Consider the following 13,853-nt stretch of genomic DNA (forward strand, 5'->3'; position numbering starts at 1 on the left):
ATCCACCCCATACGCTACTGGTGAGTAACTTAGAGTGCAAGCCCAGCACCCGAGCCCCAGAAAAAAGCCGGGCGGGATTGACCCCACAAGGGGTAAATCCCGCCCGGCGCAGAACTAGCGCTTGGCTAATTCGTCGGGGTCCAACAAGGCCACGGTAATCACCGGGCAGAGCAGTTCAATCTGCCACGACCGGGCACCGAGTTCGACCAACGCGGCGGCCACGGAGTCCGGATCAATCTGTGCCGGCGGGCTCCAGCAGAGTCGACGCAGCGTATCGGGGGTGAGCATGTTCTCGGTCGGGATATTCAGGGCCTCGGCGGTGCGCGTGATCCGCTCCTTGGCGGTCTGCAAGCGCGCCGCGGCTACCGGGTCCTTATCCGCCCAGACCCGCGGTGGTGGCGGTGCGTTGGTCGGGACCTGATTCGGCGGCAGATCCTCGGTGACTTGGGCTTCCTGCAGGGCGTGGAGCCACTTGGGCGCATCTCGCCCGGCGGAACGGCCGTGGAAGCCGGGGGTCTTTAGTAGTGCCGGGACGCTCTTGGGCTTGGCCTTGGCGGCCGCCACCAGGGCGGAGTCGGGAATCAAGCGGCCCGGAGCCACATCGCGGGTCTTGGCCAAGGCCTCACGGGTCTCCCAGAGTGAACGAACCGCCGCCAACGTGCGACGATCACGAATCTGGTGCAGTCCGGAGGTGCGACGCCAGGGATCAATGCGCGCCGGTGCCGGCGGGGCGGTACGTACGGCCTCAAATTCCTCTTCGGCATAGGCCAGCTTGCCGTCGGATTCCAGGATCTTGATCAGTTCCAGACGCAATTGATCAAGCACCTCAACATCCAGCGCCGCGTAGCGCAGCCACGGTTCGGGCAGCGGACGGGTTGACCAGTCGGCTGCCGAATGCTCCTTGGCCAGGCGCAGGCCCAGCAGGGATTCCACGGCCGGACCCAGGCCCACGCGCGGCAATCCGGCAATGCGGCCGGCCAGCTCGGTATCAAAGAGGCGGGTGGGGCTCATGCCCAGTTCGCGCAGGCACGGCAGATCCTGCGAGGCGGCGTGCAGAATCCAGATTTCCTCCCCGATGGCCTCCTGAATCGGGGCCAGATCCTCAAAGGGGACGGGGTCGATCAGCCAGGAACCCGATCCCTCGCGGCGCAACTGCACCAGGAAGGCGCGCTGGCCGTAGCGGAAGCCGGAGGCGCGCTCGGCGTCGATGGAGACCGGACCGGTGCCAGCGGCGATGGCTCGAGCCGCCCGGGCGAGTCCGGGCGCGGTGGTGATGACCTCGGGAACTCCGTCGCGCGGGGTATCGAGCAGGATGGGCTCGGGGGCCGGCGGCTGCGGTTCTTCCTCCGTTTGCGAGCTCAACAAGGGCTCGGACTCGAGGTCTTCGGTGCGGCTGGTGTTCGTGGCGTGGGGGGTACGGGTCATGGTGTCACCAATTCTAGTACCGATTGCGGTGCGCCCGGTGGTGCCGTGCCGTGCTAGGAGAGGCGACGGTGGGGAAGAGCCGTAACACCGCTGGGTAGCGGGGGCAACCCGGCAAAGGTGCAGACCATGTCCGCCCACGCCTGCAGGTGAGCGGAGATGTCTTGGTCCCCGGGGGTCCAGGAGGCGCGTAATTCAATGTCGATGGTCTCCGCGCGGTTGGCCAGGATGCCATAGCTCTCCGAGAGCACGCGGGTGGTGGTGCCACCGGCCTGCCGGTAGTCGGCGCCCGACTCGTTGAGCGCATCAAGCAACCAGGTCCAGGCGACCGAGCCGAGCATCGCATCGTTGCCCATTTCGGCATCCATGCGTGCTCGAATGTAGGTCACGATGCGGAAGGTGCCGTCCCAGAGGGCCGAACCGGCGGGATCGTGGAGCAGGACGAAGCGGCCGGTGGCCAGTTCCTCCCCATGCGCTTCCTCGGCGCCGTGCCCCCGGCGCGGCGTGCGCTCGTAGACATCTGCCGACAGCGCCAAGGCGTAGGGTGCCAAGCGTGCCGGGGCGGGGATTTCCCGCAATGAGATTTCCTTGCGGCAGCTGGCGCGGCGAACCGCGGCCAGCGCGTCAAGGAAGGCCGGTGGCACTGCTTGAATGGGTCCATGGGTTGTCACATGGCGAGTCTAAAGTGTGCCGCAGGCCGTGAGGCCTGCGGCACGCCGCAAAGTCTTAGCGGCTAGTTTCTGCCCAGTTCTTCACGCAGTGCGGCGAGGAAGGCATCAACGTCGGTCTCGGTGGTATCAAAGGAGCACATCCAACGGACCTGATTTGCCGCCCGGTCCCAGTCGTAGAAGCGGAAGCGCTCACGCAGGGCATCTGCCACGTTGTTGGGCAGCGTGGCAAAGACGCCGTTGGACTGCGTGGGGTAGAGCAACTCAACACCATCGGTTGCCTGCACCCCGGCCGAGAGCCGGGCCGCCATGGCATTGGCGTGCGCCGCCGAATCCAGCCACAGGTCGGTGCCGTAGAGCGCCAATAGCTGGGCGGAGATGAAGCGCATCTTGGAGGCCAACTGCATGTTCATTTTGCGCAGGTACTTGATGGACTCGGCCGGGCCCGGGGTGAGCGTGACGATTCCTTCACCAAACATGATGCCGTTTTTGGTGCCCCCGAGAGACAGGATGTCGATGCCGGTGCCGGTGGTCATCTCGCCCAGCCCCACACCCAGGGCGGCGGCGGCATTGGAGATCCGAGCGCCGTCCATGTGGACGCGCATGCCCAGGGAGTGGGCGTGCTCGGTGATGGCGCGCAGCTCTTCCAGGGTGTACAGGGTACCCAGTTCGGTGGACTGCGTCAGGGAGACGGCCAACGGCTGAGCGCGGTGCTCGTCGCCCCAGCCCCAGGCCTCCTTGTTGATGGCCTCAACCGTGAGCTTGCCATCGGTGGTGGGAACCGAGAGCAGCTTCATGCCCCCAATGCGCTCCGGTGCACCGTTCTCATCGACGTTGATGTGCGCGCTTTGCGCGCAGATGACCGCGCCCCAGCGGGGCAGCAGCGACTGCAGGGCAGTGACGTTGGCGCCGGTGCCGTTAAAGACCGGGAAGATGGTGGCGGTTTCGCCAAAATGTCCGGCGATCACGCGGCCGAGCTCGGCGGTGTACTCATCCTCGCCGTAGGCAACCTGGTGTCCACCGTTGGCACTGGTGATCGCGGCCAACACTTCCGGGTGGATTCCGGAGTAGTTATCGGAGGCGAATCCGCGCACGGAGGTGTCGTGGTTGATGGAAGTCACTGTCATGGGGTCCTAACTCAGGTGGTGCACGTGATGTGGAGGTGTTGGGGTGTCGGTCTCAGAGCACCGGCAAGTGGATGCGCGCGCCGTTGAGCTGCGCGGCGTCGTGCGTGAAAAGCTCAAGCGCCGCGGTGCCCAGTGCCGAAACATCGGTGAATCCGGCGGTGGAACGATCCGGGTGTGCGGCGCGGGTGGCGGGGTCGGTGAACGCCTTGATGACCCAGCGCACCGCGGCCGCTCGCTGCGGTACCGGTGCCAGCTTGTTTCCGGACTGGGCCATTCGTAGCTCCGCAGCCACCGACTTCATCCAGGCCTCGGCTGCCGCCTTGGCCGTGGAGTAGTTGGCGTTCGAACCGCTGGGTGCATCCACCGCCGTGGCCGAGACGATGGCAATGCGTCCGCATGCCGAGGCCACCAGGTCGTCGCGGAAGACCCGGGAGGTGTTGCGCAGCGTGCCAAGAATCTGGGTGTGCAGGTACGCATAGTCATCGTCGATTTGCCCGGGCAGTCCCTTGCCGCCGCGCCAACCGCCTACCAGGTGCAAGAGTCCGTCAATGGGCCCGCGTTCGGTGTCGATCAATGCGTGGAGTTCGGAGACCGCGCCATGGTTGGTCAGATCCACCTCGTAGCGCCCATGCACAAACGGCAGGGCCGTTGCCAGCCGATCGGCGTTCGAACCCGCGGCCAGCACCGTGGCCCCGGCATCGCAGAGCGCTCGCGCCACCGCGACACCGGCGGCGGAGGTGGCTCCGGCAATCAGTATCGTCACATCATGAAGTTCGCCCATGGAAGTTAGTCTATCGCTCGTTTCGGCGGATTGAGATGGCTATTTAGATGCTGGAGGTGCCGGTAATACCCACGGTGGACTCGATGATCGGGCGCATCTTCTTGCTCAGTGCCTCGTAGAACATCGAGAGCGGGAATTCGTCATCCATCACCTGGTCGGTCATTTCACGTAGGGGGGCGTTCAGCGGCAGGGCGTCCGGGCCCTTGGCCCAGGTGGAGGCGGGGTGCGGGGTCAGGGTGGTGGAGACCAGCTCGTAGGCTGCCAACCAGTGAGAGATCTTCGGGCGATCAATGGAGCGCCAGTAGAGCTCGTCGATGGAGTCCCCGAGGGCGCACACGACCTCCGGGACCTGATCCCAGTCGATGCTCAGCTTGGTGTCCGTCCAGTGCAGCACGTGGTGCTGGTGCATCCAGGCGAAGAGCAGCTGTCCACCCACGGCGTCATAGTTGCGGGTACGCGTACCGGTAATGGCGAAGCGGAAAATCCTGTCGAAGATGACCGCATACTGGACGAGCTTGGCGTGGTGGCGGGTGACGGGATCGTGCGCCTCGTCACGGGAGATTTTGACCGATTCGCGGAAGGCCGTGAGATCGCAGCGCAGTTCCTCGAGCGAGTACAGGAAGAAGGGCATACGCTGCTTGATCATGAACGGGTCAAAGGGCAGATCGCCACGCATGTGCGTCCGGTCGTGGATCAGGTCCCACATCACGAAGGTCTCTTCGGTCAGTGACTGATCGGTGAGCATGGCAGCAGCATCGGCGGGGAGTTCGAGGTTGGTGATGTGTGATGCTTCCTTCAGGACGCGGCGGAAGCGCGCGGCCTCGCGATCCTGGAAGATGGCACCCCAGGTGAAGGACGGAGTTTCACGGATGGCCACGGACTCGGGGAAAAGCACCGCCGAATTGGTGTCATAGCCGGGAGTGAAATCCAGGAAACGCAGCGGAACAAAAAGCTTGTTGCTGTACTCCCCGGCTTCCAAAGAACCGATGAAATCGGGCCAAATGACCTCGATGAGGACCGCCTCGAGCAAGCGGTCGGTGGAACCGTTCTGCGTGTACATCGGGAAAAGCACCAGGTGACGCAGTCCGTCAATGCGTGCGAGCTGAGGGGTAAAGGCCAGCAGCGAGTCTAAGAAGTCCGGGACACCGAATCCGGAGGCCGACCAGGCCTCAAGATCGCTCACCAGGGCGGTGAGGTAGGCCGCGTCGTGCTCAAAGTGAGGAGCTAAATCTCGGATCGAATCGGCAATCACGGTCAGCAGTTCCGTGGCGTGAGATTTGTTGGCTTCTTCGGGTACCGAGCCGTCGTGTCCCTGGAGTCCCTGGAACGTGGTTGCTGCCGCCTTCAGTGTCAGCCAAGATTCGGCGACGATGAGCTCTGAATTGGAGAGTGGCTTGGGAAGAGTTGCGTGTGACATTTCGGTATACCCCATTTCGGTACTGCTGGAAGCGCCGCCTGTTTCTGCGGGCAGTTGTTGTTTCCAGCCTAGCTATGGGTAATGGTTGCTGATCGATTATCAATGCAAGCATTAGCAACCCTGTTGCATGTGCGGTGGCTGAGGCATCAAGGTACGAGTAGAAGGAATGCTCGGTTCCGGGGCGCCACGCTCATCCCCGGTACCGAGCCGCGAAGACCGAACGGATCAGACGTTCTTGAGCCTCAGCGAGACCGAATTCATGCAGAAACGCTGGTCGGTCGGCGTATTAAATCCTTCGCCTTCGAAGACGTGACCAAGATGTGAATCGCAGGAGGCGCAACGCACCTCAACACGGACCATGCCCATCGAAGAATCGCGGATGTACCTCACCCGGTCCTCTGCCAACGGTGCAAAGAATGAGGGCCAACCGCAGCCGGCATCAAACTTGGCGTTGGACGTGAAGAGTTCCTCGCCGCAGGCTCGGCACTCGTAGACACCCGCTGTGGTGGTGTCCCAATACTCGCCACTGAAGGGAGCCTCGGTTCCGGCCTGGCGCATTACCCGAAACTCATCGGCGGTCATTTCGCTGCGCCACTGCTCATTGGTTTTGGTAACGTTCGACGAACTTGAGGTGGGTTCTGATTCGGGGGTCTGGTTTTCGCTCACACAACGCACAACACCGGCCACGGCGCGCTCATTCCCGAAAATCCCAGTAGATGACGAAAAGTAAAAAGTCCTCCGAGTCAAAGCCCCCGATGGATGGGGTTTCTTTGCGATGATGGTTGGCATGAAGCAAAAACTCTCTCCTAATTCCCCACGCGCCCGCTCGGCGGGCAAGCACCTGAGTTGGGTGCTTCTTGGAGTTGGAGCCGGGGCCGCGGCCGGATCGGTCTTTGCCGGCAGCGTTTCTGCCCTCGGAGCGTATTTCGCCCGCAGGGTTGTCACGCCCGATGCCGTCCCGCACCAGGACGTAGAAATCCTGGCCCTGGTAGCCACCGACGCCGGACACGACGTGATCGTATCGGCAGACAAGGAATCCTCGGCACCGGGCCGCTACTCGCTGCTCTTTTCCGCCGACACCGGCCACGCGAGGCTGGGAGAACCCAAGGGATATCGACCGGGGGACGGCACCGTCACTCGACCGGTCGAAAAGGTGTACTTCGGGGACCTGTCGACCGCGGTGCGGGGCAGGCTATCTGGCATCGTCTACGATTCTCCGACCGATGTGGGCGCGGAATACGACGAGGTCAACATCCCCATACTCGGTGGCATGGCTCCGGCCTGGTTTGTTCCGGGGGAGCGCAACGCGGATACCTGGGCCATTTGTGTGCACGGCCGCGGAGCCAATCGCAAGGAGGGGCTGCGGGCCCTACCACTCTTGCGCCGCTTGGGGCTGAGCGCCCTGCTCGTCTCCTACCGCAATGATGGGGTGGCACCGGCAGCGGTGGACGGCCGGTATGGGCTCGGCGCCACGGAATGGCCAGACATTGAGGCGGCCATTGACTATGCGATTAATGCCGGAGCCAAGGAGATCGTGCTTTTCGGCTGGTCCATGGGTGGCGCCATCGCGCTGCAGGTGGCCGACAAATCAACACACGCGCTCAAGATCGGCGCACTGGTACTTGATGGACCGGTGATCAACTGGATCGATGTGCTCTCCCACCAAGCGAAACTTAACCGCATCCCCGAGGCCGTGGGCAGGTTGGGGCAGTGGCTCCTGGCCCATAGGGCCGGACGCTGGATGACGGGGCTGGCGGCGCCACTGGACCTGAAGATCCTGAACTGGGTGGAGCGTCACGACCAGTTGCGGATGCCCACCCTGATTCTACACAGCGAGGACGATGACTTCGTCCCCATCGGCCCCTCCGAACAACTTGCCGAACTCAACCCCCAGCTGGTGGGGCTCTCGCGCTTCACCAGGGCGGGACACACTCGCGAATGGAATGTTGACCCGCAGCGTTGGGAATCAGAAGTGGAATCATTCCTGCATGGGGTGCTGAATGCACCGCGGCCCGGGGACTGAGCGAACCCGGGCCAACAGCTCAGTGGCCGATGGGGGCGATGAGGGCCGCGGTGAGTCGCTGTAGATCTCTCGGTGCCAGTTCGATGTCCAGCCCCCGGTGTCCACCGGAGACAAAAACCGTGGCAAAGTCCAGCGCGCTGGCATCAAGTATCGTGCGTGAGGGATTGCGTTGCCCCAGTGGTGAAATGCCACCGAGAACATATCCGGTGCGTCGTTCGGCCGCCGCGGGATCGGCCATCTCCACCTTTTTGACGCCCAGCGCATTGGCCATGGCCTTGAGATCGAGTTGTCGGTTCACCGGAACGATGCCCACGGCCAGGGCTCCGGCTCCCGAAGCCCCGGTGGCTACCAGCAGCGTCTTGAACACCCGCTCCGGAGCAACCCCGAGAGCTTCGGCGGCTTCGAGTCCGAAGCTCTCCGCCGCCTTGTCATGGGTATAGGGGTGTAGTGAGTAGTTCACCGCCGCCCGATCCAATACCGTGGTCGCCGGGGTGCTGGCCGCAGAAGCGCTCTTTTTCTTAGACATTGCGGGGATGAAATTCCTTGCTTAACGTGGACGGGCGCCGGTATGACCCGACGCCCGATACCGCTGTGCGGGAGGTAACTAGCCGGCCGGGGCTTCGACGCGCTCGGAAACCTGACGCTTAATGCGTCCCAGCATCGCGCTCATGCCGCGCAAACGCAAGGGCGTCAGTGCACGGGTGAGTCCGAGCTGATTGGGCATGTCATCGGGTACGGCCAATACCGCCGCTGCCGGAAGCCCATCAAGACCCTGATGAAGCACCGAGGCAAAACCGCGCGTCGTCGGTGCCTGCGGGGGAGCGGAGAAGAACAATGAGACGCGACGATCGCCGGCAGGTTCGACCTCGATGGTCAGGAACAGCGGCGTCTGGCATTCAACGACCTGTTCGAGCAGATCGGGGTGATCGGCCAATCGGGCCGGGAGCTCGGGCAATTCCTCGGAGAACTCCAGCAATAGCTGCAATCGCTCCGGCTCGGTGACAGCCTGGAAGTCTTCAACGATCTCCGCAAGGGCTGCTGGCAGCTCGCTCATGATCCTAGGCTCCGTATCCTGCGGGGACGGCTCCGGGTTCGATACCCTTCACGATCGGGACACGAACGGCATTGCCCCACTCGGTCCAGGAACCGTCGTAGTTGCGCACGTTTTCGAAACCGAGCAGGAACTGCAGGGCAAACCAGGTGTGACTGGAGCGCTCGCCGATTCGGCAATAGGCGATGACATCATCGCCGGGGGTCAGGCCAGCTTCGCCCAGGTAGATCGCTTCGAGCTCGGCGCGGGACTTGAAGGTCCCGTCCTCCGCAGCGGCCTTGGCCCAGGGAACGGACGCAGCGGAGGGAATGTGTCCGCCGCGCAAGGTGCCTTCCTCCGGGTAGGCGGGCATGTGTGTGCGCTCGCCGGTGTATTCCTCCGTTGAGCGCACATCGATCATGGGCTTGCCAAAGTGCTCGAACACCTGGGGCAGGAACGCACGGATGAGCGTGTCATCACGCTCGATGACCGGGTAGCTGGTCGCGGTAATGGTTGGCTTGTCGCGAGTAATCTCGCGGCCCTCGGCAATCCACTTGTCGCGGCCACCGTCGAGCAGACGCACATCTTCGTGACCGAACAGGGTGAAGACCCAGAGCGCATAGGCTGCCCACCAATTGGATTTGTCGCCGTAAATCACCACGGTTGACTCACGAGTGATGCCCTTGGCGGCCATCAAGGCGGCGAAGCCGGCACCGTCAACGTAGTCGCGGGTGTCTTCGTCGTTGAGCTCGGTGTGCCAGTCAACCTTTACCGCACCGGGGATATGACCCATGTCGTACAGCAGGATGTCTTCATTGGATTCGAGGATCACCAGATTCGCCGTGGACAGATTCTCTGCCAGCCAATCGGTGGAGACCAGCCGTTCTGGATGGGCGTAGTCGGAGAAGGACGGATTGGAGTCGATGGGCAGGCTCATGATGATTTGACCTCACAACAAGAAAGTTTGGGGGATAGTGCTGCTTCAAGCCTAGCCATCCGGGCGCCCCGGCACAGCGCTCGGAGGTTATGCAACGCCATATTTCGCTCCCAGCGTCCAGCTCGGGGTGGAAGTGGGCAACTCGCCCGTGTGCGCTCCGACTCCCATTTAGGGGATGGTTGAGGTCTGGGCATAAAATGACCGAGGCGTGTCTTTGTGCCGCCAACGCACCACCGCCACCTTTTCGAAGACCTAAGGACCGTTTCGCCGCATGGCCACGATTACGCATCTTTCCCAACGAACACCAACGGTCTCCCTGGACGATCTTCTGGCCGGCTTCCATCCGTCCTACCGGTTCGGCGAGGTTTCCTTCGACACCTACCGTCCGGATCCGGCTTGGCCGACGCAGGCCGAAGCTGTCACTAAGCTTCAGCACTTTGCCTCGACGATCGGCAAATCCAAGGGTGGATTCCTTTCGAACCTCTTCGGTAAGAAGAAGGTCGAAAAGTCGGGTATGTACCTTGATGGCGGTTTCGGCGTTGGCAAGACTCACCTCTTGGCATCGCTGTGGCACCTGGCACCGGGCCGTAAGGCCTTTGGCACCTTTGTGGAGTACACCAACCTCGTTGGCGCATTGTCCTTCCGCCAGACCGTTGAGGTCTTGAGCACCTACTCGCTGGTCTGCATCGATGAGTTCGAACTCGATGATCCGGGAGACACCGTTCTGATGTCTCGCCTCATGCGCGAGCTATCCGACGCCGGTGTGAAAATCGCCGCAACGTCCAACACCCTTCCCGGTGCATTGGGTGAGGGCCGCTTTGCCGCCATGGACTTCCAACGCGAGATCAAGGTGCTTTCCGAACAGTTCGACGTTCACCGCGTGGACGGCGTTGACTTCCGCCACCGCGGACTTCCTGACGCGCCGGTTCCCGTGGCCGATGAGGCCATTGAGGAATTTGCCATGGAACGCTACGGAGATAAAACCTTCGCGGTTGATGACTTCTCGGATCTGGTGGCCCATATCTCCAAGGTTCACCCCAGCCGCTACCGGGCCTTGCTGTCCGAGACCGACGTCTTGGTCCTGCACAACGTTGAAACCATTACCGAGCAGGCAGTAGCACTGCGCTTTGTTGTTTTGGCTGACCGACTTTACGACAAGGATGTACCGATCGTTGCCTCAGGAAAGCCGTTCAGCGAGCTTTTCACCGCGGAAATGATGGCGGGCGGATATCAGAAGAAGTACTTCCGTGCGGTTTCCCGTCTCACCGCCTTGGCTCGTGAAGGCCAGACCGGGGACCCTGCTCTCTAAAAAAGCACTTATTCGAGGCCGCGCCGGCAACTCCATCCCCGCTTTCACCCGTAGTTAGGTGGGGAAGGAGAGTCGACGCGGCCTCGTTGTTTTTGAGACGAACAGATAACTAAGGCATCTTGCGTTCCAGCAGCAAGCGTAAGCCGAGACCTGCAAGCAGCGCCCAGAACGCGCCACCGATCCCCGCAAAGCTCAACCCGGAACCGGCAATCAGGAATGCTACCAGCGAGCTCATTCTGCTGCGTGGGTCTGATAGCGCCGAAGATGCCGAGGCTCCCAACGTGGCAAACAGCGCCAACCCTGCGGCGGCCTCCAATAAGCCCTCCGGGCTGGCAGTGGCCAGGGCGGTGATAGATGCCGAAGCTAGTCCGAGAATGATGTAGAAAACCGCTGAGGAAGCTGCTGCAATCCAGCGGCGTGAACGGTCAGCTCCAGCCTCCTCACCCGCGGCAAGGGCTGCAGATATTGCCGCGAGATTGATGGCGTGACCACCAAAAAGTGCCGCCACGGACGAACCAAGTCCGGTGGCCAGCATGGAGGAACGCCACGGTGTTTCATAGTTAAAGCTGGCCAGAACCGCCACGCCGGGAACATTTTGTGAGGCCATTGTGACCACAAATAGTGGCAGAGTTATTCCGCTGAAGGCAGCCACCGTAAATGTTGGAACGGTGAATTCGAGAGTCGGCAACAGTTCATGGGTGCTCACCACGTTGCCGCTTTGCGCCATGGTGAATCCGGCAATACCCAACGCCGCTCCCATGGCTGCTGGAACTGCCCATCGAGGGCTGAGACGCAGAAACACGAGCCATATGGCGATGATGGGAGCGATGTACAGCGGGATAGTAGACAACGCCACAAAGGGTGCCAGACACAGCTTGAGCAAAACGCCGGCAAGCATGGCTTGGGCCAGCGGAACGGGGATGGACGCGAGGAGCTTCCCCAACCAAGGGATGGCGCCGGTGGCAGCGATCAGCAGGCCGGTCATGATGAAGGCGCCAACCGCTTCGTTCCACCCGAAATTCAGGGCCGCGGATCCGGCCAGTAGGGCAGCCCCGGGAGTTGACCAAGCCGTGGTGATGGGGCGGCGGGTAAACCAGGCCAGAGCGAAAGCACAGATGGCAAGTGCGATGGTTAATGCGAAGAGTCCCGAGGCTGCTTGAGAATCGCTCGCTCCAACCGCTTTGAGTCCGGTGAGGACCACGGCAAATGATGCGGTGTAGCCGACGAGTGCGGTGATGAGACCCGCCACGATCGGCTGCACAAGAGGCGGCCGTTGTGGCGACAGTGATACAGGGGCGAGAGTCACGGTGGCTAGCTTTCTTTAAACGACAGGTGCTGGTCCTGCCTCGCGGCAGTACCAGCACCCGTATTGTCGTACCTAGGGCAAGAGTCCTAGTGAATCGGTGAAGAGGTTAGACGGTTGGATTTCCGTCTTTGCCCTTGTCAACGAAACTCTTGGCGCCGTCCTGAACCTTATCGACGTGCTCGGCGAACTTGCCACCGGTCTTTTCGTCGATGAAGTCGCCAGCGTTGTCAATGGCCTCGCCAATCTTGCCCGAGTTCTCTTGGATCAGCTCTGCAGCCTTGTCCTTGAGTCCTTCGGCCTTGCCCTTTAGGTCGTCAAAAATAGACAAAAGGCACCTCCTCTTCACTAATGGGGACAATAACCGCCCCGCCTAGAATTCATCTTAGGCACTGTAGGTAGCGATACAAGGACATTTGTGTGAATTTCTCGAAGAAAGCGTCCGCGACTGGTAATTTTCGTAAATAATCTGGGCTTAATCGAGAGCGTGAGGTAGTGCGAAAGTGGGCTTACCGGACAGAAAGTGCCGTCCCGGGATCGCCGCGTGCGGTCTGGGCGTATAGGCCGAAAAGTGTGTCCGCGAGGGGCCTGCTTCCCAACGATGGCGCAGTAGAACGAGGTTTCTTATACCTTTGAGCCATTAACCGTGAATGGTTCTGGAAAATCGAAGCAATGTGAAGTATGCGGATCTGCCCTGAAACGCAATGGAAAGACCTCAGTCGGAACCCAACGCTGGAGGTGCATCCACTGCGGGGCCAGCAGTGTCAAGAAGCGCCCTGACCTGAAACGTCGAGCCGAGCTAAACCTGTTCCTCCAATGGATCTTGGGGAAACAGTCCCAGGCCTCCTACAACCCCGGCACGGGTAGAACCCTCCGACATAACACCCAGTGGTGTTGGGCGATCGAACCATCCCTAGCGCCCACCGGCGAAGTCCACCTGCAGATCCAAATGGACGGCATCTATCTAGGACGTGGGTGGTGTTGCCTGATCGCGATTGCCAACGGCAAAACCATTGGCTGGCAGTGGTGCGATAGTGAAAAGAGGGTGGCCTGGATAGCGTTGCTGGAACAGTTCCCAGCACCCCGGGTCGTGATCATTGACGGTGGCTCTGGGCTAGCGGCAGCACTGTCGCAAGCGTGGCCAGAGACTCGCGTTCAACGCTGCCTGGTCCATGTCCAACGCAACGTGCGCACTTATCTGACCCTGCGACCACGAACGGACGCGGGAAGAGCCCTTCGGCGAATTTCCCTTGCCCTGACACGCATCAAGACCCGAGAACACGCCACCCAGTGGATGCAAGCGCTGCAGGAATGGCACCACACCTTCGGGGACGTGATCAAGGAACGCACCTACCCGGCGGGACCTGGCGGCCACCGGCCCAAAGGTGTGAAGCCCACCCAAACCTGGTGGTACACCCACACTCGCCTACGTTCGGCCTACAAACTCCTCGAACGGCTGGTGCGCAGTGGTGAGCTCTTCACCTACCTGGAGCCAGAATTTGATGGGCTGGCCATCGCTTCGACAACCAACCACATCGAGGGCGGCGTTAACACTCAGCTCCGTGCGCTGCTGCGCGGGCACCGTGGCATGCCGCCGGCCCATGCGAAACGGGCGGTCGAATGGTGGCTCTACTCCCACAGTGAGAAACCAACTGAACCGCACACTCTCATCCGGCCTGAACACCTCAACACGAAACCAGTGAAGAAGCAGATCCAGGAGGAAACGATTGGGCCGGAACTCATCGGCACCGCACTGACTGAAGCCGAAGGGCTCTGGGTCAGAAAAGGATGGGCCGGCAGACCCTGCTGAATCATGCTCTGACATGGCACAGCCCC

General features: G+C 61.7%; 14 protein-coding genes. 3 read left to right on the top strand and 11 right to left on the bottom strand.

The features are described 5' to 3' along the window. Positions 1–114: 114 nt before the first annotated feature. The 6 genes from KUF55_RS07025 to msrB form a co-directional block, all read right to left on the bottom strand. Complete coding sequence (locus KUF55_RS07025) at positions 115–1,425, bottom strand: HRDC domain-containing protein (protein ID WP_218818416.1); 1,311 nt, start codon at positions 1,423–1,425, stop codon at positions 115–117. A gap of 53 nt (positions 1,426–1,478) precedes the next feature. Further along, complete coding sequence (locus tag KUF55_RS07030) at positions 1,479–2,093, bottom strand: DUF3000 domain-containing protein (RefSeq protein ID WP_255557365.1); 615 nt, start codon at positions 2,091–2,093, stop codon at positions 1,479–1,481. Positions 2,094–2,155: 62 nt separating this feature from the next. Then, positions 2,156–3,217, bottom strand: coding sequence for a low specificity L-threonine aldolase (locus KUF55_RS07035; RefSeq protein ID WP_218818417.1), 1,062 nt, complete (start codon positions 3,215–3,217; stop codon positions 2,156–2,158). 52 nt (positions 3,218–3,269) lie between these two features. Beyond that, the gene (locus KUF55_RS07040; protein WP_218818418.1) at positions 3,270–3,998 is read right to left on the bottom strand and encodes an SDR family oxidoreductase; all 729 of its coding nucleotides are present in this window, start codon (positions 3,996–3,998) and stop codon (positions 3,270–3,272) included. 43 nt (positions 3,999–4,041) lie between these two features. Then, positions 4,042–5,415 carry a DUF6421 family protein gene (locus KUF55_RS07045; RefSeq protein WP_218818419.1) on the bottom strand — a complete coding sequence of 458 codons (1,374 nt, stop codon included), beginning with the start codon at positions 5,413–5,415 and terminating at the stop codon, positions 4,042–4,044. A 225-nt stretch (positions 5,416–5,640) separates the two neighbouring features. Then, entirely contained in the window at positions 5,641–6,081 is a 441-nt protein-coding gene (msrB, locus tag KUF55_RS07050; RefSeq protein ID WP_255557366.1) for a peptide-methionine (R)-S-oxide reductase MsrB, read from the bottom strand. A gap of 121 nt (positions 6,082–6,202) precedes the next feature. On the opposite strand from msrB, the gene KUF55_RS07055 reads away from it, so the two are divergent. Then, positions 6,203–7,438: a S9 family peptidase gene (locus tag KUF55_RS07055; protein WP_218818421.1), complete on the top strand. Its 1,236-nt coding sequence runs from the start codon at positions 6,203–6,205 to the stop codon at positions 7,436–7,438. A 19-nt stretch (positions 7,439–7,457) separates the two neighbouring features. Here the strand turns inward: KUF55_RS07055 and ybaK are convergent, their stop codons facing one another. From ybaK to KUF55_RS07070, 3 genes are all read right to left on the bottom strand, one after another. Continuing rightward, positions 7,458–7,964, bottom strand: coding sequence for a Cys-tRNA(Pro) deacylase (gene ybaK / locus KUF55_RS07060; RefSeq protein WP_218818422.1), 507 nt, complete (start codon positions 7,962–7,964; stop codon positions 7,458–7,460). 78 nt (positions 7,965–8,042) lie between these two features. Beyond that, positions 8,043–8,492 carry a SufE family protein gene (locus KUF55_RS07065; protein WP_132364934.1) on the bottom strand — a complete coding sequence of 150 codons (450 nt, stop codon included), beginning with the start codon at positions 8,490–8,492 and terminating at the stop codon, positions 8,043–8,045. A 4-nt stretch (positions 8,493–8,496) separates the two neighbouring features. Beyond that, positions 8,497–9,405, bottom strand: coding sequence for a sulfurtransferase (locus KUF55_RS07070; RefSeq protein ID WP_132364935.1), 909 nt, complete (start codon positions 9,403–9,405; stop codon positions 8,497–8,499). Positions 9,406–9,676: 271 nt separating this feature from the next. Between KUF55_RS07070 and zapE the strand changes: the two genes are divergently transcribed. Next, on the top strand, positions 9,677–10,714 hold the full coding sequence (gene zapE, locus KUF55_RS07075) for a cell division protein ZapE (RefSeq protein ID WP_218818423.1): 1,038 nt from the start codon (positions 9,677–9,679) through the stop codon (positions 10,712–10,714). A gap of 109 nt (positions 10,715–10,823) precedes the next feature. On the opposite strand, the gene KUF55_RS07080 is transcribed toward zapE, so the two are convergent. Together KUF55_RS07080 and KUF55_RS07085 are read right to left on the bottom strand one after the other, a co-directional pair. Continuing rightward, positions 10,824–11,966, bottom strand: coding sequence for a benzoate/H(+) symporter BenE family transporter (locus KUF55_RS07080; protein ID WP_218818718.1), 1,143 nt, complete (start codon positions 11,964–11,966; stop codon positions 10,824–10,826). A gap of 160 nt (positions 11,967–12,126) precedes the next feature. Continuing rightward, positions 12,127–12,348, bottom strand: a complete 222-nt coding sequence (locus KUF55_RS07085; RefSeq protein ID WP_132364938.1) for an antitoxin — start codon at positions 12,346–12,348, stop codon at positions 12,127–12,129. Between the two features lie 315 nt (positions 12,349–12,663). Here KUF55_RS07085 and KUF55_RS07090 point away from each other — a divergent pair, with 315 nt between their 5' ends. Beyond that, positions 12,664–13,827 carry an IS1249 family transposase gene (locus tag KUF55_RS07090; protein ID WP_218817664.1) on the top strand — a complete coding sequence of 388 codons (1,164 nt, stop codon included), beginning with the start codon at positions 12,664–12,666 and terminating at the stop codon, positions 13,825–13,827. Positions 13,828–13,853 lie beyond the last annotated feature (26 nt).

Source organism: Paeniglutamicibacter sp. Y32M11, assembly GCF_019285735.1.
Lineage (GTDB): Bacteria > Actinomycetota > Actinomycetes > Actinomycetales > Micrococcaceae > Paeniglutamicibacter.

Excerpts from the sequence above, each read along its gene's own strand:
- KUF55_RS07025 (WP_218818416.1), bottom strand. The coding sequence starts at position 1,425 with ATGACCCGTACCCCCCACGCCACGAACACCAGCCGCACCGAAGACCTC.
- KUF55_RS07035 (WP_218818417.1), bottom strand. The coding sequence starts at position 3,217 with ATGACAGTGACTTCCATCAACCACGACACCTCCGTGCGCGGATTCGCC.
- KUF55_RS07040 (WP_218818418.1), bottom strand. The coding sequence starts at position 3,998 with ATGGGCGAACTTCATGATGTGACGATACTGATTGCCGGAGCCACCTCC.
- KUF55_RS07045 (WP_218818419.1), bottom strand. The coding sequence starts at position 5,415 with ATGTCACACGCAACTCTTCCCAAGCCACTCTCCAATTCAGAGCTCATC.
- KUF55_RS07055 (WP_218818421.1), top strand. The coding sequence starts at position 6,203 with ATGAAGCAAAAACTCTCTCCTAATTCCCCACGCGCCCGCTCGGCGGGC.
- ybaK (WP_218818422.1), bottom strand. The coding sequence starts at position 7,964 with ATGTCTAAGAAAAAGAGCGCTTCTGCGGCCAGCACCCCGGCGACCACG.
- KUF55_RS07065 (WP_132364934.1), bottom strand. The coding sequence starts at position 8,492 with ATGAGCGAGCTGCCAGCAGCCCTTGCGGAGATCGTTGAAGACTTCCAG.
- KUF55_RS07070 (WP_132364935.1), bottom strand. The coding sequence starts at position 9,405 with ATGAGCCTGCCCATCGACTCCAATCCGTCCTTCTCCGACTACGCCCAT.
- zapE (WP_218818423.1), top strand. The coding sequence starts at position 9,677 with ATGGCCACGATTACGCATCTTTCCCAACGAACACCAACGGTCTCCCTG.